This is a genomic window from Herbaspirillum sp. C9C3 (genome assembly GCF_013359625.1).
Taxonomy (GTDB): Bacteria; Pseudomonadota; Gammaproteobacteria; order Burkholderiales; family Burkholderiaceae_D; genus Herbaspirillum.
Map to the genome: position 1 here is coordinate 33618 of NZ_JABFMQ010000026.1, position 20023 is coordinate 53640.

General features: G+C 61.3%; 23 protein-coding genes and 1 pseudogene. 17 read left to right on the plus strand and 7 right to left on the minus strand.

Features of this window, described 5'->3' with window-relative positions; genetic code table 11:
• Window positions 1-27 precede the first annotated feature (27 nt).
• Both HNO82_RS19000 and HNO82_RS19005 read right to left on the minus strand, forming a co-directional pair.
• Entirely contained in the window at window positions 28-510 is a 483-nt protein-coding gene (locus HNO82_RS19000; RefSeq protein WP_008332632.1) for a tRNA (cytidine(34)-2'-O)-methyltransferase, read from the minus strand.
• A 34-nt stretch (window positions 511-544) separates the two neighbouring features.
• Window positions 545-1396: a ComF family protein gene (locus HNO82_RS19005; protein WP_175344754.1), complete on the minus strand. Its 852-nt coding sequence runs from the start codon at window positions 1394-1396 to the stop codon at window positions 545-547.
• A gap of 138 nt (window positions 1397-1534) precedes the next feature.
• On the opposite strand from HNO82_RS19005, the gene HNO82_RS19010 reads away from it, so the two are divergent.
• The 8 genes from HNO82_RS19010 (at window position 1535) to HNO82_RS19040 (ending at window position 8182) form a co-directional block, all read left to right on the plus strand.
• Window positions 1535-2479, plus strand: a complete 945-nt coding sequence (locus HNO82_RS19010; RefSeq protein ID WP_175344755.1) for a methyltransferase domain-containing protein — start codon at window positions 1535-1537, stop codon at window positions 2477-2479.
• Window positions 2480-2921: 442 nt separating this feature from the next.
• Complete coding sequence (locus HNO82_RS19015; protein ID WP_175344756.1) at window positions 2922-3392, plus strand: DUF2244 domain-containing protein; 471 nt, start codon at window positions 2922-2924, stop codon at window positions 3390-3392.
• A gap of 22 nt (window positions 3393-3414) precedes the next feature.
• Window positions 3415-4575 carry a cytochrome c oxidase subunit II gene (coxB, locus tag HNO82_RS19020; RefSeq protein ID WP_175344757.1) on the plus strand — a complete coding sequence of 387 codons (1161 nt, stop codon included), beginning with the start codon at window positions 3415-3417 and terminating at the stop codon, window positions 4573-4575.
• 18 nt (window positions 4576-4593) lie between these two features.
• Entirely contained in the window at window positions 4594-6213 is a 1620-nt protein-coding gene (gene ctaD, locus HNO82_RS19025; protein WP_008332625.1) for a cytochrome c oxidase subunit I, read from the plus strand.
• Between the two features lie 49 nt (window positions 6214-6262).
• Window positions 6263-6373 carry a cytochrome oxidase small assembly protein gene (locus HNO82_RS22130; RefSeq protein ID WP_217509972.1) on the plus strand — a complete coding sequence of 37 codons (111 nt, stop codon included), beginning with the start codon at window positions 6263-6265 and terminating at the stop codon, window positions 6371-6373.
• Window positions 6370-6942: a cytochrome c oxidase assembly protein gene (locus tag HNO82_RS19030; protein WP_008332623.1), complete on the plus strand. Its 573-nt coding sequence runs from the start codon at window positions 6370-6372 to the stop codon at window positions 6940-6942. The genes HNO82_RS22130 and HNO82_RS19030 overlap by 4 nt, the downstream gene beginning before the upstream one ends.
• A gap of 19 nt (window positions 6943-6961) precedes the next feature.
• Entirely contained in the window at window positions 6962-7192 is a 231-nt protein-coding gene (locus HNO82_RS19035) for a DUF2970 domain-containing protein (RefSeq protein WP_008332621.1), read from the plus strand.
• A 129-nt stretch (window positions 7193-7321) separates the two neighbouring features.
• The gene (locus tag HNO82_RS19040) at window positions 7322-8182 is read left to right on the plus strand and encodes a cytochrome c oxidase subunit 3 (protein WP_008332619.1); all 861 of its coding nucleotides are present in this window, start codon (window positions 7322-7324) and stop codon (window positions 8180-8182) included.
• An 81-nt stretch (window positions 8183-8263) separates the two neighbouring features.
• On the opposite strand, the gene HNO82_RS19045 is transcribed toward HNO82_RS19040, so the two are convergent.
• Window positions 8264-8464 carry a twin transmembrane helix small protein gene (locus HNO82_RS19045; RefSeq protein WP_008332618.1) on the minus strand — a complete coding sequence of 67 codons (201 nt, stop codon included), beginning with the start codon at window positions 8462-8464 and terminating at the stop codon, window positions 8264-8266.
• A 109-nt stretch (window positions 8465-8573) separates the two neighbouring features.
• On the opposite strand from HNO82_RS19045, the gene HNO82_RS19050 reads away from it, so the two are divergent.
• From HNO82_RS19050 to HNO82_RS22480, 8 genes and pseudogenes are all read left to right on the plus strand, one after another.
• Entirely contained in the window at window positions 8574-9290 is a 717-nt protein-coding gene (locus HNO82_RS19050; RefSeq protein ID WP_175344758.1) for an SURF1 family protein, read from the plus strand.
• Window positions 9277-9909: an SCO family protein gene (locus HNO82_RS19055; protein WP_175344759.1), complete on the plus strand. Its 633-nt coding sequence runs from the start codon at window positions 9277-9279 to the stop codon at window positions 9907-9909. Before HNO82_RS19050 ends, HNO82_RS19055 begins: the two co-directional genes overlap by 14 nt.
• Before the next feature lie 44 nt (window positions 9910-9953).
• Window positions 9954-11090, plus strand: coding sequence for a COX15/CtaA family protein (locus HNO82_RS19060; protein ID WP_008332613.1), 1137 nt, complete (start codon window positions 9954-9956; stop codon window positions 11088-11090).
• Window positions 11087-11980, plus strand: a complete 894-nt coding sequence (gene cyoE / locus HNO82_RS19065; protein ID WP_034351333.1) for a heme o synthase — start codon at window positions 11087-11089, stop codon at window positions 11978-11980. Before HNO82_RS19060 ends, cyoE begins: the two co-directional genes overlap by 4 nt.
• Window positions 11981-11984: 4 nt before the next feature.
• Window positions 11985-12575, plus strand: coding sequence for an SCO family protein (locus HNO82_RS19070; RefSeq protein ID WP_008332611.1), 591 nt, complete (start codon window positions 11985-11987; stop codon window positions 12573-12575).
• Window positions 12576-13179: 604 nt separating this feature from the next.
• Window positions 13180-13938, plus strand: a complete 759-nt coding sequence (locus HNO82_RS19075; RefSeq protein ID WP_175344760.1) for a hypothetical protein — start codon at window positions 13180-13182, stop codon at window positions 13936-13938.
• Window positions 13939-13951: 13 nt separating this feature from the next.
• A pseudogene (locus HNO82_RS22295) lies at window positions 13952-14432 on the plus strand (IS3 family transposase); the annotation flags it as partial.
• A gap of 46 nt (window positions 14433-14478) precedes the next feature.
• Window positions 14479-14574 carry a hypothetical protein gene (locus HNO82_RS22480; RefSeq protein ID WP_502709280.1) on the plus strand — a complete coding sequence of 32 codons (96 nt, stop codon included), beginning with the start codon at window positions 14479-14481 and terminating at the stop codon, window positions 14572-14574.
• Between the two features lie 127 nt (window positions 14575-14701).
• On the opposite strand, the gene rpoH is transcribed toward HNO82_RS22480, so the two are convergent.
• A complete protein-coding gene (gene rpoH, locus HNO82_RS19095) occupies window positions 14702-15601 on the minus strand; it encodes an RNA polymerase sigma factor RpoH (RefSeq protein ID WP_175344764.1) in 900 nt (299 codons plus the stop codon).
• A gap of 628 nt (window positions 15602-16229) precedes the next feature.
• Here rpoH and HNO82_RS19100 point away from each other — a divergent pair.
• Window positions 16230-17174, plus strand: coding sequence for a hypothetical protein (locus tag HNO82_RS19100; RefSeq protein ID WP_249777047.1), 945 nt, complete (start codon window positions 16230-16232; stop codon window positions 17172-17174).
• 25 nt (window positions 17175-17199) lie between these two features.
• Here the strand turns inward: HNO82_RS19100 and ftsX are convergent, their stop codons facing one another.
• From ftsX to ftsY, 3 genes are read right to left on the minus strand one after another with little or no spacing between them, the layout of a single operon-like run.
• Window positions 17200-18123, minus strand: a complete 924-nt coding sequence (gene ftsX / locus HNO82_RS19105; RefSeq protein ID WP_175344765.1) for a permease-like cell division protein FtsX — start codon at window positions 18121-18123, stop codon at window positions 17200-17202.
• Entirely contained in the window at window positions 18120-18812 is a 693-nt protein-coding gene (locus HNO82_RS19110) for a cell division ATP-binding protein FtsE (protein ID WP_175344766.1), read from the minus strand. The genes ftsX and HNO82_RS19110 overlap by 4 nt, the downstream gene beginning before the upstream one ends.
• Before the next feature lie 4 nt (window positions 18813-18816).
• Complete coding sequence (ftsY, locus tag HNO82_RS19115; protein ID WP_175344768.1) at window positions 18817-19974, minus strand: signal recognition particle-docking protein FtsY; 1158 nt, start codon at window positions 19972-19974, stop codon at window positions 18817-18819.
• Window positions 19975-20023: the final 49 nt, after the last annotated feature.

The following is a 20023-nucleotide window of genomic DNA, read 5'->3' on the forward strand; positions in this document are numbered from 1 at the left end:
CCGTTTTTTCATGCCGGTGACCGGCTTTCAGCTGCCGCCGTCATAGCCATTCTGCCGCCACGCTTCATACACCACCACCGCCACCGTATTGGAGAGATTGATGCTGCGATTGCCCGGCCGCATCGGCAGGCGGATGCGCTGTGCGGTGGGGAAGGATTCGCGGCGCTCCGGTGCCAGGCCGCGGGTTTCGGAGCCGAACACGAAGCTGTCGCCCGGACGGAAAGCCAGGCCCGCAAAGGGCGTGGAGCCATGCGTGGTCATGGCGAACATGCGTGCCTCGTCAAATTGCGGATCCGCGCGGCGATGGGCCAGGAAGCTGTCCCAATCCTTGTGCACCTGCATGTTGGCGTACTCGTGATAATCCAGCCCGGCACGCCGCATCTTGGCGTCATCGAGCGGGAAGCCGAGCGGCTCCACCAGATGCAGTTGCGCACCGGTATTGGCGCACAGGCGGATGATGTTGCCGGTATTGGGAGGGATCTCCGGCTCGACCAGGACGACGTGGAACAAAAAACTTCTCCTGCTGAAAAATGGATGGCCGGCTTCAGACCGGCAGGGTGCGCGCAAAGACCAGGTTGGTCACGCGCCGGGCGCCGTGCCGCTTGAGCACGATCGCTACTTCATTCAAGGTGGCCCCGGTGGTCATGACATCGTCGACGATGCCCACATGCAGTCCGCGCACCTGGTCCATGGCGGCGAAGGGCAGGGCGAAGGCCGAGCGCACGTTGCGCACCCGGGCGCCCACCGGCAGGGCCGATTGCGCTTCGGTTTCCTTCTTGCGCTCCAGCAGGCGTGGATGTACCGGGATGTCCATGAGCTTGCCCAGCGGACGGGCGATCTCCAGTGCCTGGTTGAAGCCGCGCTCCTGCAGCCGCGCCAGGCCCAGCGGCACCGGGGCCAGCAGGGTCGGCATGGGCAGTTGCACATCACTGCCGGGTACCGGATTGCGACGGGTGGCATCGAAGATCAGGCGCGCCAGCAGCGGGGCCAGCCGCAGGTCGCCGCCGAACTTCAGGGCCAGCGCCAGCTGGTCGGACGGGGCGAAATAATCGGTGGCCACGATGGTGGCATCGAAAGCCGGGCGATCCTTGAGACAGGCGCCGCAACGCAACTCCTTGCCGGTCACCGGCATGGGCAGCGCGCACTGGATGCAGCGGCGGTGCTGGCGGGTGTAGAAGCGCTTGTGGCAGGGCGCGCACAGGGTCTCGCGCCCGGCAGCACCACACAGCGCGCAGGAGGACGGCAACAATTGCGGCACCTGCGCCAGCAAACGCTGCAGCCAGCCGGGGCCGGCGGGCTTGCCCTGTCGTGCCGGCTTGCCGCCGACGGCGCGATAGGCGGTGCCAGGCTTGGCCTGGGGCGATGCAGCAGCGGGTTTGGAGGATTTGAGATCCATGTGAGTGGCGCCCGGGGAAAATGGATTTCGACTAAACTACGCGCATTATCGCATCAGCCCCGTGGATCGGCGGCCCTCTGCTGGCCGCCCGAGCTTGCCACGCTGCTGCGCAGTCCATCTTCCTGTGTTCCATTGCCCATGTCCCTGCCGCCGCCTTCTGCCAGCGCCAAGCTGAGCGCTCCCATCGATCTGCCCCTGGTACGCCGCCGTTTCGGCGAACCCCGGCGAGTGGCCGAATCCGATTTCCTGCGCCGCGAAGTCTCGGCCCGCATGCAGGAGCGCCTGGCCCTGGTGAAAATCGCCCCGCGCGAAGTGCTGGACGCCGGATGCGGCGAAGGGGCCGACCTGCCGGTGTTGCAGAAGCGCTACCCCGAGGCGCAGGTGATCGGCCTGGACGGCGCCTATGGCATGCTGGCCAAGGCCGCCGACCACCAGCGCGGTGCGCAGACGGCCATGAACCGCCTGTTCGGTTCCATCAACAAGTGGCTAGGCTCCGGTCCGAATGCCGGCGGGCCGGAACTGGTCTGCGCCGACTTCGCCCGCCTGCCGTTGGCGGCCAATGCGCTGGACCTGGTCTGGTCCAACCTGGCCCTGCACTGGCATCCCCAGCCCGACCGCGTGTTTGCCGAATGGCGTCGCGTGTTGCGGGTGGAGGGCCTGCTGATGTTTTCCTGCTTCGGCCCCGATACCCTGCGCGAAGTGCGCAGCGCTTTCGAACAAATCGATCTTGCACCGCACACCTTGCCCTTCGTCGACATGCACGACTTCGGCGACATGCTGGTCAATGCCGGTTTTTCCACACCGGTGATGGACATGGAAACCATCACCGTGACCTACCAGACCCCCCAGCGCCTGCTGGAAGACGTGCGCGCCTGGGGCGGCAATCCACTCGAATCGCGGCGCCGCAGCATGATGAGCCGCAGCCAGTACCAGTGCCTGCTGGCGGCCTTCGAGGCCATGCGCAAGCCCGACGGCAAGATCCCGCTGAGCTTCGAGATCGTCTACGGCCACGCCTTCCGCCCCGTGCCCAAGACCACCGCGGCCGGCGAGAGCATCATTCGCTTCGAACGCCCGTCGCGATAGTCGTTTCTTCATATAAGGCTTAGTCGTCCAGCCCTATCCGGCCTGCCGGATAGTTGCTGTATCGTTACGCCCTGCCGCTCCCGGAAGAATCCTTCATTTCGCCGAAAAGCCACGTCCCTGGCCGTTGTCCGGGCAGTGTCAGGGCGTCCCGGAGAGGCCGGGAGCACCACCGTTGTCAATGCGGCGGTGCGTGCTTGATCCATGGCGACGTTAGCCCTTATACTCAAATGGGTAAAAAAATTCACACAAAGAAATTCCAGTACGAACGAATAGCAAGAATAAATAAAGACCGCAGAACGGATAGCCACGGATAGCGTTCATCGCAAGACGACCCGGCAAGACCGGACCAGTCCGCATCCAGTGCGTGTTCCCTGCGGTGAGAAATAGAACTAGAAGCAGAGACAGAGACACGCTCGACCGACAATCATGCTGGCGAGGTGCCATGGAGACGCGGGAATGGATATTGAAGCGCAATTGTTCGATTGCGCCACGCCAACTGGCGTGGGTCTTCGCAATCCTTTGTACGGTTTCACTGACGGTCGCGCTGGGCTTCACGCTGCGCGGTGCATGGATCATCCTGATTTTTTCATTCATTGAACTGGTGGCGGTGGGCGCGGCCTTGCTGGTCTACGCCCGCCACGCCACAGATCGCGAAGTAGTGGTGCTGGCCGATCATGGCCTGGAGGTTGACGTGATCCAGGGCAGTCGCTCGCACCGCAGCAGCTTGCAGCTGCAGGGCATGCGCATCGCGTTTCCGGTCGGTCGCCAATCGCTGGTGGCGCTGGAAAGCCGGGGGCAGCGTGTGGAAGTAGGCCGGTTCATGAGCTTGTGGCAACGGCGCGCCTTCGCGCAGGAGCTGCAACGTGAGCTGGCCGCCAGGGGTGGCGGGATGGCAGCACTCTCATTCTTATAATTTTGGGCTTTTGAGGAAATCCATGAAACTTGCGAAGCGCCTTCAATCCTTGACCCTCGGTGCCTCGCTGCTGGCGGCCGGCTTGCCGGCCTGGGCAGTGGTGGATAGTCCGGGCGGACCGGCCGTGCTGCAGATGAATTTCCAGCCGCCGGTGACCAAGATCGCCGAGCAGATCTATGACCTGCACATCCTGATGCTCATCATCTGCCTGGTCATCTTCGTGGCCGTGTTCGGCGTGATGTTTTATTCCATCATCAAGCACCGCAAGTCGGTCGGCCACAAGGCCGCCAGCTTCCACGAAAGCACGACCGTGGAAATCGCCTGGACCGTGGTGCCCTTCCTGATCGTCATCGGCATGGCCCTGCCGGCCACCAAGACGGTGGTGGCGATGAAGGATACCTCCAATGCCGACCTCACCATCAAGGTCACCGGCATGCAGTGGAAATGGGGATATGACTACCTCAAAGGCGAAGGTGAAGGAATCTCCTTCCTCTCCAACCTGGCCACGCCGCGCGAGCAGGTCACCGATCCCAGTCTGAAGAAAAACGACAATTACCTCATCGAAGTCGACAACCCGGTCGTGGTGCCGGTCAACAAGAAGGTGCGCATCGTCACTACCGCCAATGACGTGATCCACTCCTGGACCGTCCCCGCCTTCGGCGTGAAGCAGGATGCGATTCCCGGCTTCGTGCGCGACACCTGGTTCCGCGCCGAGAAGATCGGCACCTATCGCGGCCAGTGCGTGGAGCTGTGCGGCAAGGATCACGCCTTCATGCCCATCGTGGTCAACGTGGTCAGCGAAGACGACTACAAGAAATGGGTGGACGGCAAGAAGAAGGAAATGGCCGCCAAGGCCGATGATCCCAACAAGGTCTGGACGGTGGACGAATTGAAGCAGCGCGGCGAGAAGGTCTATGCCGCCAACTGCGTGGCCTGCCACCAGGCCAACGGCAAGGGCGTGCCGGGTGCCTTCCCGGCGCTCGATGGCAGTGCCGTGGTCAACGGTCCCAAGGCGGACCAGATCCACCTCGTGCTCAACGGCAAGAACGCCATGCCGGCCTGGAAGGGTGTGTTGAACGACACCGAAATCGCCGCCGTGATCACCTACACGCGCAACAACTGGTCCAACAAGGCCCAGGAAAACATCGTGCAGCCGGCTGAAGTCCTGGCCGCCCGCAAGTAATCGTTTGGAGAACCGGACATGACTACCACCGTCGATCACGCCCCCGATCATTCCCACGATCACGGGCATGGGCACGCTCACGATGAGCACGCACACGACCACCCGCACGGCTGGCGCCGCTGGCTCTTCGCCACCAACCACAAGGACATCGGCACGCTCTACCTGTGGTTCTCGTTCACCATGCTGCTCTCGGGCGGGGTGCTGGCGTTGTTGATCCGGGCCGAGCTGTTCCATCCGGGCCTGCAGTTCTTCCGGCCGGAGTTCTTCAACCAGCTCACCACCATGCACGGCCTGGTGATGGTGTTCGGCGCGATCATGCCGGCCTTCGTGGGCTTTGCCAACTGGATGATTCCGCTGCAGATCGGCGCCTCCGACATGGCCTTTGCGCGCATGAACAACTTCTCGTTCTGGCTGCTGCCGCCGGCCGCGCTGCTGCTGGCCGGTTCCTTCCTGGTGCCGGGCGGTGCCACCGCAGCCGGCTGGACGCTGTATGCCCCGCTGTCGACCCAGATGGGACCCGGTATGGACATGGCCATCTTCGCCATGCACATCATGGGCGCCTCCTCCATCATGGGCTCGATCAACATCATCGTCACCATCCTCAACATGCGCGCGCCCGGCATGACGCTGATGAAGATGCCCATGTTCTGCTGGACCTGGCTCATCACCGCCTATCTGCTCATCGCGGTCATGCCGGTGCTGGCCGGCGCCATCACCATGACGCTCACCGACCGTCATTTCGGTACCTCCTTCTTCAATGCCGCCGGTGGCGGTGACCCGGTGATGTACCAGCACATCTTCTGGTTCTTCGGTCACCCCGAGGTCTACATCATGATCCTGCCGGCCTTCGGCATCGTCTCGCAGATCATCCCGGCCTTCGCCCGCAAGCCGCTGTTCGGCTATGCCTCGATGGTGTATGCGACGGCATCGATTGCAATCCTGTCCTTCATCGTCTGGGCCCACCACATGTTTACCACCGGCATGCCGGTGACCGCGCAGCTGTTCTTCATGTACGCCACCATGTTGATCGCCGTGCCCACCGGCGTGAAGATCTTCAACTGGATCGCCACCATGTGGCGCGGCTCCATGACCTTCGAGACGCCGATGCTGTTCTCGGTGGGCTTCATCTTCGTCTTCACCATGGGTGGCTTCACCGGGCTGATCCTGGCGGTCACCCCCATCGACATCCAGATGCAGGATACCTACTACGTGGTGGCGCACTTCCACTATGTGCTGGTGGCCGGTTCGCTGTTCGCGCTCTTCGCCGGTTACTACTACTGGGGCCCCAAGTGGACCGGCTTCATGTACAACGAATGGCGCGGCAAGTTCCATTTCTGGGCCTCGCTGATCACCTTCAACATCACCTTCTTCCCCATGCACTTCCTGGGGCTGGCAGGCATGCCGCGTCGTTATGCCGATTATCCGGCGCAGTTCACCGACTTCAACATGATCGCCTCCATCGGTGCCTTCGGTTTCGGGCTGTCGCAGGTGTACTTCCTGTTCTTCGTGGTGATCCCCTCGATCAAGGGGGGCAAGAAGGCCGAGGCCAAGCCCTGGGAAGGCGCGGAAGGTCTGGAATGGACCGTGCCCAGCCCGGCGCCCTTCCACACCTTCGAGGAACCGCCGGTGGTGAAGTGAGCGCCAGTGGATAACACAAGTCATCGCAGCTAATGCAAAGGCAAGCCTCATGACCGAACGCAAGAAACCCAACAACCTGCGCACCGCCCTGCTGCTGGGGCTGGTGGCGCTGGCCTTCTTCGTCGGCATCTTCGTCAACCGCATCTGGTTCGCCCGATGAGCAGAGACGACGATCCGGCGGAGGAGGGCGCAGCACCCGGCCTGAACCGTGTGATGCTCAAGAAGCTCCTGGTGGTGGCGGTGCTGATGTTCGGCTTCGGCTACGCGCTCATTCCGGTCTATCGCAAGATTTGCGAGGTCACGGGCGTGAACTTCCTCACGCCCAAGGATGCAAGCGTGGAAGCGCCGGCCAATACGCAGATCGACAAGTCGCGCACCATCACCGTGGAGTTCGACGGCAATGCCCAGGGTCCGTGGCGTTTTCGTCCGACCGTGTCCAGCCTGCAGGTGCATCCGGGCGAGATGACCCAGGTCACCTATGAAGTGGTCAACACCCAGCCGCGCAATGTGGATGCCCAGGCCATCCCCAGCTATGCGCCGCTGCAGTCGGCGGCTTTCTTCAAGAAGGTGGAGTGCTTCTGCTTTACGCAGCAGACGCTGGGGCCGAATCAGGCCAAGCAGATGCCGGTGGTGTTCTACATCGATCCCAAGCTGCCCAAGGAGGTGACCACGATCACGCTGTCCTATACCTTCTTCGAGATCAACGGCAAGAACAAGACGGCGGGTTGAGAGGCCCGGAGGAGCTGGTGTGAACGATGAGCTGAAACAGGCTGCGCAGCGCAAGGCGTCGTTCGGCGCGACGATGAAGGCGGTGTTCTGGTCCTTCTTCGGCGTGCGCAAGCGCAAGGATTACGAGTCGGATGCGGCACGCCTGAATCCGGTCCACGTCATCATCGCCGGCATTCTCGGTGCGGCGATCTTCGTCGCCGTGCTGGTGAGCATCGTCAAGCTGGTGGTGCGCGGCGCCGCAGGTGGGTGAGCGTGACCGAAAAAGAGCATTAAGGAAAAGTGAACCCTGGATCGCAAGAGTATTTAATACAGCTTAATGCTCGTGTTTGCTGCTCTTGCTCCAGGCCAGAACAATCGGATTTCGTACCGGGAGAAGAACATGAGTTCTCAACAAGCCAAGGCGCCCCATTACTTCGTTCCAGGCCCGTCGCGCTGGCCGATGATGGCCGGCATTTCCATGCTCATCACCATGATCGGGGCCTCGGGTTGGGTCAATGGTCTGGCATGGGCACCGTACGTCAACATCCTCGGCATCCTGATGGTGCTGGTGGTGCTGTACTACTGGTTTGGCGATGCCATCGGCGAGTCCGAGTCCGGGCTCTACAGCGAGCGCATCGACCTGTCCTATCGCTGGAGCATGAGCTGGTTCATCTTCTCGGAGGTGATGTTCTTCGCCGCCTTCTTCGGTGCCCTGTTCTATGCGCGCAGCATCACCATGCCGTGGCTGGCCGATCTCGACCACAAGATGATCTGGCCCGACTTCACCGGCCAGTGGGGCAATGTCGGCCCGGCCGGTACGGTGGAGAATTTCACCACCATGGGGCCGTTCCCCATCCCGACCATCAACACCCTGCTGCTGCTGAGCTCGGGTGTGACGCTGACCATCTCGCACCACGCCATGCGCGCCGGACATCGTACCCGGACGGCGGTGTGGCTGTTCCTGACCATCCTGCTGGGCGCGGTGTTCATGGGCTTCCAGGCCTATGAATACATCCACGCCTACAGCGAGCTGAATCTCAAGCTCAGCTCGGGCATCTATGGATCGACCTTCTTCATGCTGACCGGCTTCCACGGTTTCCACGTGACCATGGGTGCGATCATGCTGTCGGTGGTGCTCTATCGCGTGCTGCGCGGGCACTTCACGCCCACCCATCACTTCGCCTTCGAAGGTGCGGCCTGGTACTGGCACTTCGTGGACGTGGTGTGGCTGGGGCTGTATGTGGTGGTGTACTGGTTGTAAGGCGGGCACGCCTTCTGCAATGACAAAGCCGCACCTCGGTGCGGCTTTTTTATGCGATGCGTACGATGCGTGGGGAGGAGCTCAGCGGATGCCGGTCGGCTGTATCCAGCCCAGCTTGTAGCTCAGCAGGATGAAGAGGAACAGCGCCACCGAGAAGCCGACCCGCAAGGTGAGCGCCTGGACGGTGCGGTTGCTGCGGCCCTTGTCGCGCATGAGAAAGATCAGTGCCGAGGCCAGGCTGGCCAGGATCAGGATGAAGGCGATGGCGACGACGATTTTCATGAGGATGCAATCCTGTCTCCGAAGGCGTGCATGCGGTATGCTGCGACGCTGGTGTGTATGTGATTTTTCTTGTCCCGTGTGCGCTTCATTGTAAGGCCAAACTTCATCGATGCCGACCCGATTCGTTTTTCGCCTCATTCCGTTTTGCGCCACGCTGATCGTGGCTGCCGCCGGGTTTGCACTGGGCCAGTGGCAGACCCATCGTGCCGAAGAAAAACTGGCGCTGCAGCAGCGCATGCAGGCGCGTGGCAGCCAGGCGCCCCTGGTGGCGCTGCCTGCCGATGCAGGCGATGCGGAGTTCCGCCACATCCGCCTGCGCGGTCGCTTCCTCCCGCAGTGGACGCTCTACCTGGAGAACCGCCCCTACAACGGCGCCGTGGGCTTCCATGTGCTCACGCTGTTCCAGCCCGAGCACGGTGCGCAAGCCGTGGTCGTGGTGCGTGGCTGGGCGCCGCGTGATGCGGCCGAGCGCACCCGTGTGCCGCAGGTGCCGCCGCCGTCGGGCGTGATCGAGGTGGACGGCATCCTGCGCCGGGATGCCGGGCATGTCCTGCAACTGGGAACAGCCGATGCACCGCGTCCTCAAGCCATCCTGCAAAATCTGGATCTGCCGGCCCTGGCCAAGGCCAGCGGCCTGCCGCTGGCACCGCTGGTGATCGAGCAGGGCGGGGCGGCAGGCGACACCCTGGTACGCGACTGGCCGGCCCCTTCGCTGGGCATCGAGCGTCATCGTGGCTATGCCGTGCAGTGGTATGCGCTGGCGGGGATGGCCCTTCTTTTTTTCATCGTGACAGGATTCAAACGTGGTCGTCATGACAAAGCCTGATATTTCGCAATCGCCTCCAGCCACCGCCCAGGACGAGGCGCGTCGTCGCCGCAGCGGCCGCTGGAAGATGCTGGCGGTGCTGGCCGTGTGCGCCGCACCGCTGATCGCTTCCTATCTGACCTATTACGTGATCAAGCCGCAGAGCCGCAACAACTATGGCGCGCTGATCGATCCACGCCAGTATCCCATCCCCGATCTCGGCAGCAGCGCCATCGATGGCGGCCCGGCCCGGCTGCTGGATTACAAGGGCAAGTGGGTGATGCTGCAGGTCGATGGCGGCGACTGCGGCGAGCCCTGCCAGAACAAACTGCTGACCATGCGCCAGCTGCGGCTCATGCAAGGCAAGGAAATGGACCGCATCGAACGGGTGTGGCTGGTGACCGACCGCGTACCGATTGCGACCCTGCTCCTGCGCGAATTCGACGGAACCGATATCCTTCGGGTTGACGCCGGCAAATTGCAGTCCTGGTTGCCGGTCGATGCCGGGACCTCGGCGCGCGACCACATCTATCTGATCGACCCGCTGGGCAACCTGATGATGCGCTTCCCCAAGGACCCCGACCCCGGCAAGATGAAGAAGGACATTTCCAAGTTGTTGCGCGCTTCCTCCATCGGCTGATGCCGCGTGGAGGCGAGTGTTTCGTGACGCAAGTTTGACTCAAGATGAATGCAACGACGCTGATACAACTGGGCCTGACCGGGCTCGTGGTGGCCCTGATTCCGCTGGCGCTGGTGTGGCGCGCCCAGGGTGTGGTCAACAAATACCGCAAGCTGGTGTGGGTGACGCTGTTCTTTACCTTCGACCTGATCATGTTCGGCGCCTTCACGCGCCTGACCGATTCGGGCCTGGGCTGCCCTGACTGGCCGGGCTGCTACAGCCACGCCAATCCGCTCCTGGCGCATGAACACATCAATGCCGCAGAAGAGGCCATGCCCTTTGGTCCGGTGACCTGGGCCAAGGCCTGGATCGAGATGATCCATCGCTATTTCGCCATGGCCGTGGGTTTCCTCATCATCGTGCTGATGGTGGTGGCGTGGCGGCGCTGGATGCGCTCGGGCAAGACCGAACTGCAGTTCCGTCCGTGGTTCCCGACGGCGCTGCTGGGCTTCGTCTGCCTGCAGGGGGCCTTCGGTGCCTGGACCGTGACCATGAAGCTGCAGCCGATCATCGTCACCACGCATCTGCTGCTCGGACTGACTCTGCTGGCCATGCTGACCTGGCTGGCAGCGCGGCAGGAGCCGCATGCAGCGGTCTCGGCGGGCGGACGCGCACTGATCGTGCCGGCCACCGTGGGGGCCGCGCTGCTGGGCTTGCAGATCGCGCTGGGCGGCTGGGTCAGCACCAATTACGCGGCGCTGGCCTGCTCCGACTTCCCGCTGTGCAATGGCAAGCTGGTGCCGGACATGGATTTCGAACATGGCTTCACGCTCTGGCGCCACCTTGGCATGACGGCCTCCGGCGATTACCTGCCGGTCGAAGCGCTGACCGCCATCCATTGGGTGCATCGCAGTTTTGCCTTTGTCGTCATCTTGTATGTTGTATGGCTGGCACACCGGGCGCTGCGCGAGGAGGGCTTGCGCAAGACCGGCCGCTGGATGCTGACGGTGCTGGGTTTGCAGCTCTGTACTGGACTGGCGACCATCTATCTGAACTGGCCGCTGGCCATTGCCGTGCTGCATAACGGCGGCGCGGCGCTGCTGGTCATCCTGATGGTCATGTTAAACTACAAGGTCCGTTACGCACCCTCCGGCCTGGCCGCCGCTGCTCCACCAGCATCCGCCCGGCCCGTCACGCCATGACCACATTGACCGCCCAACCCAACCGCATCGCCCAGTACTGGGCACTGACCAAGCCGCGTGTGACGCAGCTGGCGGTGTTCTGTGCCGTGATCGGCATGTTCCTCTCCACGCCCGATCTGCCGGACTGGCGCAAGGTCGTCTTCGGCACCTTGGGGATCTGGCTCCTGGCCGGTGCGGCCTTCGCCATCAACTGCCTGGTCGAGCGCGAGATCGATTCGCGCATGGCCCGCACCGCCCGCCGTCCGATGGCGCGCGGCGAGATCACGGTGGGCCAGACCCTGGTGTTCTCAGGCGTGCTGGGCGGCCTGGGCATGTGGGTGCTGTACAACCTGGTCAATCCGCTGACCATGTGGCTGACCTTCGCCACCTTCGTCGGCTACGCCATCATCTACACCATCATCTTGAAACCGGCGACCTCGCAGAACATCGTCATCGGCGGCCTGGCCGGTGCCATGCCGCCCGCGCTGGGCTGGGCGGCCATGGCCAATGACGTGCCGATGCAGGCCTGGGTGCTGGTGATGATCATCTTCATCTGGACCCCGCCGCATTTCTGGGCGCTGGCCATGTACCGCCGCGACGACTACGCCAAGTCCGGCCTGCCGATGCTGCCCATCACGCATGGCATGGAGGTGACCAAGCTGCATATCCTCATGTACACCATCGCACTGCTGGCGGTGAGCATGCTGCCCTTTGCCATCGGCATGAGCGGGCTGATCTACCTGGGCTCGGCCATTGTGCTGGGGGCGATCTTCTTCTGGTACTCGTGGCAGATCTACCGTCACTACACCGACCTGATCGCGCGCAAGGCCTTTGCCTATTCCATCATCTATCTGTCCATCCTGTTTGCGGTGTTGCTGGTGGATCATTACTTCCTGTTCCGTAGTTTCTGACCTCATGAAAAGATTCTTCTCGGCGCTGCTGCTGGCCGCTTGCGCGACGCTGCTGGCGGCTTGCGGGCCCTCCAAACCTGAACTGAAGTTCAACAATACCGATGTCACCGGGCTGGACTATGCGCGCGATTTCGCGCTCACCGATCACACCGGCAAGCCGCGCACCCTGGCCGATTTCAAGGGCAAGGTGGTGGTGATGTTCTTCGGCTATACCCAATGTCCGGACGTCTGTCCGACCACCATGGTGGAGATGTCCAACGTGATGAAGGAGCTGGGTCCGGATGCGGACCGCGTGCAGGTCCTGTTCGTCACCGTTGACCCCGAGCGCGATACCCAGGAAGTACTGGCGCAATATGTGCCTGCCTTCGACAAGCGCTTCCTCGGACTGCGTGGTGACCTGCAACAGACCGAGAAGGTGGCCAAGGAATTCAAGGTGTTCTACCAGAAGGTGCCGGGCAAGCAGCCGGGCAGCTATACCATGGACCACACCGCCGGCAGCTACGTCTTCGATCCGCAGGGCCATATCCGGCTGTTCGTCAAGCACGGCCAGGGTCCGCAGACGCTGGCGCATGACATCAAGCTGCTGCTCTCGTGATGCTGCGGGAAAAGGGATAAAAAAGAGATAAACGATATAAATCGTTTGGATGAAAAGAAAGGCGCCCTCGGGACTTATACCAAAAATCTACATAGATACCGTGCATTATGTTGTAAGTATCTGGCAGATATGGATTTTTTCAAGACTATTGGTGCGATCTAACAATACATCGTAATACATAGATTTGGATGGGCACCGATACTAAACCGGTGCCCGTCTTTTAGGCAAAGCGATCTTCGTTGAGCGCCACTTTCTTTCAGTTCAGAGTATTCGCATCAAAGCCGCCACGCATTCACATAGGGCGCCGCCACCCATCAACTGCTCTAGCGCACTGAGTATTCTCATCAAGCCGGACACCTAGTGGCACTTGAAGTTGGACACCTGTTGGCATGACAAGCCGGACAGAGATCCTCCTATCCGGACAACGTCAAGTAGCAAATGATGCGCAGATCTGCCCTCCTCGTCGAATTGCGGGAATGTGTGATATTTTCATTTCGGCAAGCTGGTATCCTGTTGCCTTGGGCCTAGATTGGCCAATAACGGATCTTCCCTGGTTAAAGCGAAGCTATTAAGTTCCCTAAATAACATAACTAATAAGGATTCTATGCCAACTCTTCAAACGGCATTATCCCATTTCAATACGGATCTTGCGCGGGCTCGTGCTCTGATGAACAACTCTGCTCTCGTACCAGCGTGTACAGAAGATATGTTGAGATCTGCGTTAATGTTTGCTGTTGGGGCTTGCGACGCGTATTTCGCAGATTCTTATGCAGATTTACTCTCTCGCACACTTCGAGCAAAAGAGCTTGAGCCCACAGTACAGTTACCCAACCGCCTAAATAATTTGAAAATTCCCGTCACGGCGATGCTTAGAGCGACAACAATGCCTGGGTGGAAGTGGCGCATGGCTGCACGTGAACTCGTGGAAAAAGAGAACGTTCTCTCGTTTGACCAGATTCGAGGTCTATTTAACCAATTTTTCCCTAAGAAAAACGGTCTACTCAGTCGCGATAGGGTTTGTGGTTGGATGTCAAATCCCCAGGCAAAGCGCCGTCAGTTTGGAAAAACCGCTGCGGAAATTAATGCACTTCCTGTTGCAGGCCAAGATGCAGCGAAAGAAAGAGCCCTTGAACACTTTGAAAACAAGTTTGGGACAATTTTTCAGAGGCGGCATGATTGTATCCATTGTTGTGATCGACCTAAAGTCGCCATTCAGGCAATTAAACCATCGGCGGTTCAGAAAAAAATTGATGACATAGAGTTTTTGGTCAACAGATGCCATGCTGAACTTGATGCAAGGTTTCCGCTGTATTTAACCGACTTAGGTTTTGGGCCTGTTACGCGAAATCAAGTATCTATGTAGATCAAGATGAGAATGGATGAAGAAGTACGCATTGCCGCCTGAGGAGCGTCGGGCACAGGCGAGCCAGCAAGAAGAGCTGCGTCGCCTCAAGGCTGAACTCAAGCGCGTCACCGAGGAGCGCGACATCCTAAAAAAGGCCGCCGCGTTCTTTGCCAACGAGTCTCGGTAAAGTACGCGTTCATTGTGGCTCACGAACCCCAGCATGCCGTTCGCACGATGTGCCGCGTATGCGCGTCCATCCCAGCGGCTACTACGCTTGGAAGGCACGACCGGAATCCGAGAGGACCAAGGAGAACCGGCGGCTCCTAGGACTCATCAAGCAATCGTGGCTGGAATCTGGCGAGGTCTATGGCTATCGCAAGATTACGGCCGACCTGCGCGACTTGGCTGAGCGTTGTGGCAAGCATCGGGTCTATCGCCTGATGCGCACAGAAGGTCTCAAGTCCCAGACTGGCTATCGCCGTCGTGCGGGGCGCTATGGCAAGCCGGCTCTATGCTGACCGTAACGAAGCACGGTCGGATGTGTACGATTACATCGAGATGCTCTACAACCCGAAACGTCGCCATTCCTATAGCGGCAACGTTTCTCCGGGACAGTTCGAACAGCAGTATTTCCACAGGCTGGAAAGTGTCTAGTGCAGCCGGGGCGATTCACTTTGGGGTAGCTAAACTTCCCCAGCTATGTATGAAAAATTGGGGAGACTAACCGAGGGCGCCTTTCTTGTTGGTGCTGCTGAACCGGTCTGAAGAATCGAAGAATCGATCAGGAGTAAGCCTGCAGCGCGGTCTTCATCTTCTTCAGCGCCACTGCCTCGATCTGGCGGATACGTTCGGCCGAGACGCCGAACTCGTCGGCCAGCTCATGCAGGGTCGCACCCGAGCCATCGTCATTGGCCAGCCAGCGGGCTTCGACGATACGGCGCGAGCGGTCATCCAGCTTGGACAGGGCGGCTTCCAGGCCTTCGGACTGCAGGCGGTCGTACTGCTTGGCCTCGATCACGCGGGTCGGTTCCGAATTGTCGGAGGACAGGTAGGCGATGGGCGCGAACTTGTCATCGTCGTCATCGGTGGGCGACTCCAAGGCGATATCGCGACCGGAGAGACGGGTTTCCATCTCGATGACTTCCTCGCGCTTGACGTCCAGGGTCTTGGCCAGGGCCTCCACCTGGGCCGGGGTCATCGCGTCCAGACCTTCCTTGTGGCTGCGCAGGTTGAAGAACAGCTTGCGCTGGGCCTTGGTGGTGGCGACCTTCACCAGACGCCAGTTCTTCAGGATGTACTCGTGGATCTCGGCCTTGATCCAGTGCATGGCATAGGACACCAGGCGCACGTTCTGGGCCGGGTCGAAGCGCTTGACGGCCTTCATCAGGCCGATGTTGCCTTCCTGGATCAGGTCGGCATGCGGCAGGCCGTAGCCCAGATAGCCTCGGGCGATCGACACCACCAGACGCAGGTGTGACAACACCATTTTCTGGGCCGCGCCCAGGTCGTTCTTTTCACGCAGGTCACGCGCCAGCTTGACCTCTTCCTCGTGGGTCAGCATGGGCAGGCGGTTCACTGCCGAGATGTACGCGTCGATGTTGCCCAGGCTGCCGGAAAAACCCAGCGCGAGTGCATTGGACTCGGCAGGCATGAGTGCAGTTTGTGCAGACGCAGATTTCATGGATTCTCCTTGGTTCCTTTGCGGAAACGGTTGAAACGGTAGGAAGCAGAGGCTTCGGTGACCAGGGGCGATGTTCCCGACTTCCCTGGTGCGGCCACGCGGGCCGGTACTGTTTGATGCAGTGCTCCACGAAAACTGGAGCAATTCGATAAGGTATTCTAGCACTCGTCACCCCGGAGTGCTAATAGCATGATGGTGATGGGTCAATAGTGCAATCCTATTGCTTTTCAGCCAATCATTGCATTCCATTCCCTTTATATTAGTCGCCTTTGGGCGACAAAAGTTGCGATCGGGGTCAAAAGGAGGCCAGAAACTTGTAACACTTTTTTGCAGCGCGCAAGATGAAGACAAACGGACGCGGCAGACCTGCCAGGACGACAGGAACGGGCATTGGCCCGATGGCAGCTCGTCATCTGACGAGCTTGCTGCTGTTTAGAAGACGCGGGGAGGGCAAGTTTATTGTTGGCGATGGGCTGGCCCGATAGAATTTCTCGCCAGAAAGTCCAAAGCCCGCAACAGCGGGCTTTGTCCTCAATTTACAGGGGCACGACCAATTGCCTGGAAAACCCCTGTCTCTATGGCGGCGAGTATAGCACCCGACGCACTTCACTTTCAACCGGCTCACGGCATGCTGAAACACCTCACTGCAGCTCGCTTGTCCACTCTCCAGCGCTTCTTCCTCACGACTTCGCACGGCGATACGCTCGGATGTTATGCCTGGACCCAGGCGGTTGCCGCTGGCATGTTGCCGCTGCTGGCCGATGTCGAGGTATCGCTGCGCAATGCCGTGCACGGTGCGTTGTCGCGTCATTACGGCGCGCGCGATTCCTTTGGCTGGATGATGCCCAGACCGAATCCGGCGCACGCCGTCAATCCCGCCGCTCCTCCGATGCTGCCGCCGGTGCACAAACTGAGTTCGAGATCCCGTGATGATGTGGTCTGTGCGATCGACAAAGTCAAAGGCAGGAAACCATCTGCCCATGTCGTCACCCCGGATGACGTGGTGGCGACATTGCCCTTTGGATTCTGGGAGGTGCTCATCGGCGCGCTCGCGCATCACGCGCAGCCAGCAGGGTTGCAGGCGGCGATCCTGGCGGCAGTCTTTCCGCATGCGCCAGATACGCAGGCTTTCCCCTATGACAGTGCTGCGTTCAGGAAGCGGGTGGTCGCTCTGCTCAAGCGGATACGCGACGTACGCAACCGCATCGGGCACCACGACGCCATCTGGACGATTCCTGAATTCGACCGTTTTGGCGTCCTGGGTCTTATCCCGCGTCGGCCCAGGCAAACCGTCAACAGCCTGCGTCTACTCGTCGATAACCTGTTCTGGTTTGCCGGCTGGATCGACCCGGTGATCTCTCTGCACTTGCGCAAGAGCGACCACTGGTGGTCATTGCAGGCCTTGCTCGACCGGCAGGCACTGGCGATCTATCGTCGTTGCGCCGGCGGTGCCGGCACCTATCGGCTAGTGCTGGACAGTGCAACACCGCCCGGCCATGGCAAGCATCGCATGACCAAGGGCAAGCGTACCCTGTCTCGCGTCCGACGTGACATCACGCGTTATTTCTTCTGATCGGTGCAACGAGAGCCCTTGCACCTCAAGCCTTCCTGGCCAACTGCCTGCGTACCGACAGCATCGCCCCGAACAAGCCCAGCAAGCCGCTGGCGGCCAGCAGCAGGCCGATGGCCATGGGGCTGGGCAGGGCCAGCTGGAATTCCGAGGCATAGAGGTGGGCAAAGTCCAGAATGGCTGCATTGAGCGGCTGCTGCGCCGCCACCACCAGCCCCAGCGCCACCAGACCCGCACACAGACCCAGCAAGGCGCCGGTGTAGTAGAACGGACGATAGATGAAGGAATTGGTCGCCCCGAACAAGCGCGAGACCTCGATTTCGTCGCGCTGCGTCATCACCTGCAGACGGATGGTGTTGAACACCACCGCCACCACCACCGCACCCAGCGTCATCCCCAGGAACAGCAGTACCAGCCGCAGGATGCGCAGCAGCGCCGCCAGCCGCTTGACCCATTCGGAATCGATCTGCACGGTATCCACGCCCGGCTGCTTCTTCAGCTGCTGGGCAATGTCATCCACGCGGGTGGCATTCATGGCGTTCTCGAAGCCCGGCAGGCGCACCACATAGCCGTCCGGCAGCGGATTGCTGCCCAGCGTGTTGAGCACGTCGGCCAGCCCGGTCTTGCTCTTCAAGGCATCGAACGCCTTCTCGCGCGGGATGAACTCGACCTTGCCGTTGGTATTGCTGTCCTTCAACACCTGACTGATGGTCTTGCCCACCGCCAGGGCAGCCTCGCGGCTGGCATCGGGCTTCATGAAGAGGCTGATCTCCGGCTCCACCGACATCTGGTCCGAGATCGGCCGCACGTTTTCCAGGGCCGACAGGCCCGCAAAGGGCAGCGCCAGCGCAATCGACACCACCAGCACGTTGAGCACGAAATTGCCGGGCGAGCGCAGCAGGTGGCGCAGCGCATCGGCGATGGCGGCAAGATGCTGTCCGAGCCAGTTCATGACGATACCTCCACGGGATTGGCGACGCCGTTGTGCCAGCCATCGACGATGCGGCCACGGTCCAGATAGACGATGCGGTCGGCACCGGTGAGAAAAGTCTCGTCGTGGGTCGAAATCAGGCAGGTCACGCCCACTCCGTGGAAGGATTTCAAGGCCGCCAGCACCTTGTTGGCATTGGCGCGATCCAGGTTGGCGGTGGGTTCGTCGGCCAGGATGATCTGCGGTCGGTTGACGATGGCGCGCGCAATGGCCACCCGCTGCTGCTCGCCCCCGGAGAGCTCCAGCGGTTCGCAGCGGGCCTTCTCCAGCAGATCGACCTTGTCCAGCGCGGCGCGGGCGCGCTTTTCGGCGTCCGGGCGGGAAGAACCGGTCACGATCAGCGGCAGCATCACGTTGGCCAGCAGATTGCGGTCCAGCAACAGTTTCTGTTGCTGGAAGATCAGGCCCAGGTTGCGTCGCAGATAGGGCAGCCCGGAAGGCTTGAGCCCCACGATGTCGGTCCCGCTGACGGTGAGCTTGCCCGAGGTGGGCCGCTCGATGGCCGCGATCATCTTCAGCAGGGTGGATTTGCCGGCGCCGGAAGGGCCGGCCAGGAAGATCAATTCGCCCTTCTTCACCGACAACGTAATGTCGCGCAGGGCATAGACCTCGCGCGCGTATTGCTTGGAAACCCGGGTAAATTCAATCATCGGTTCAACTCAGGAGGGCATCGACGAATTCGGTGGCGTTGAAGGCCTGCAGATCTTCGATCTGCTCGCCCACGCCGATGAAATACAGCGGCACCGGGCGGGTCTTGGCGATGGCGGCCAGGATGCCGCCCTTGGCCGTGCCATCCAGCTTGGTCACCACCAGGCCGGTCAGCCCCAGCGCATCATCGAAGGCCTTGACCTGGGCCAGGGCGTTCTGGCCGGTATTGCCGTCGATGACCAGCAGCACTTCGTGCGGCGCCGAGCTCATCGCCTTGGCAATGACCCGTTTGATCTTCTTGAGTTCATCCATCAGGTGCAGTTGCGTGGGCAGGCGACCAGCGGTGTCGACCATCACCACATGGGTGCCGCGCGCTTGTGCCGAGTGCACCGAGTCATAGGCCACGGCGGCCGGATCGCCGGATTCCTGGGCGATCACCTGGACGTTGTTGCGCTCGCCCCAGACCGCCAGCTGCTCGCGGGCGGCGGCGCGGAAGGTGTCGCCGGCGGCCAGCAATACCGACTGACCATGCGCCTGCAGGTGCAGCGCCAGCTTGCCGATGGTGGTGGTCTTGCCGGCGCCGTTGACACCGGCAATCATCATCACCAGCGGCTTCTCGCGACCCAGCACCAGCGGCCGCTGCAGGGGTTGCAGCAGGTCGATGAGCAGGGCGCGCAAGGCGGTACGCACCTGGGCGGCTTCGGTCAGGCGCTCGTTTTTGACCTTTTTCTTCAGTTCGTCCAGCAGCCAGCGGGTGGCCTCGACCCCGGCGTCCGACATCAGCAGGGCCGATTCCAGCTCTTCGTACAAATCTTCATCAATGCGCGCACCCACGAACAGCGTGGTCAGATTGCTCGACGTCTTGGATAGCCCCGCCTTGAGGCGCGACAGCCAGGAGCGCTTGGCCTCAGGGGCAGGCTCCGGAGCGGCCACGATCTCGACTTCCTCGGCCTGCTCTTGCACAACAGGCTCTGGCGCGGCCAGCGCTTGCGGCGCGGGTTCGGGCGCCACGACAGGGGCCGTAACGACAGGGGGGATGACAGGGGCAGCCGTGACGGGAGGGGGCACGACCGGTTGCGGCGCGGGTGCGGGCTCGGCCTGGGCCTCGGGCGGCAGCGCGGGTTGCGCTTCCGGTTTGGGTTTTCTCTTGAAGAAACTGAACATCGGATGGCGGATAGGCTGGATGGTAGCTGCGGCCGGGGCGGGGCAGGGC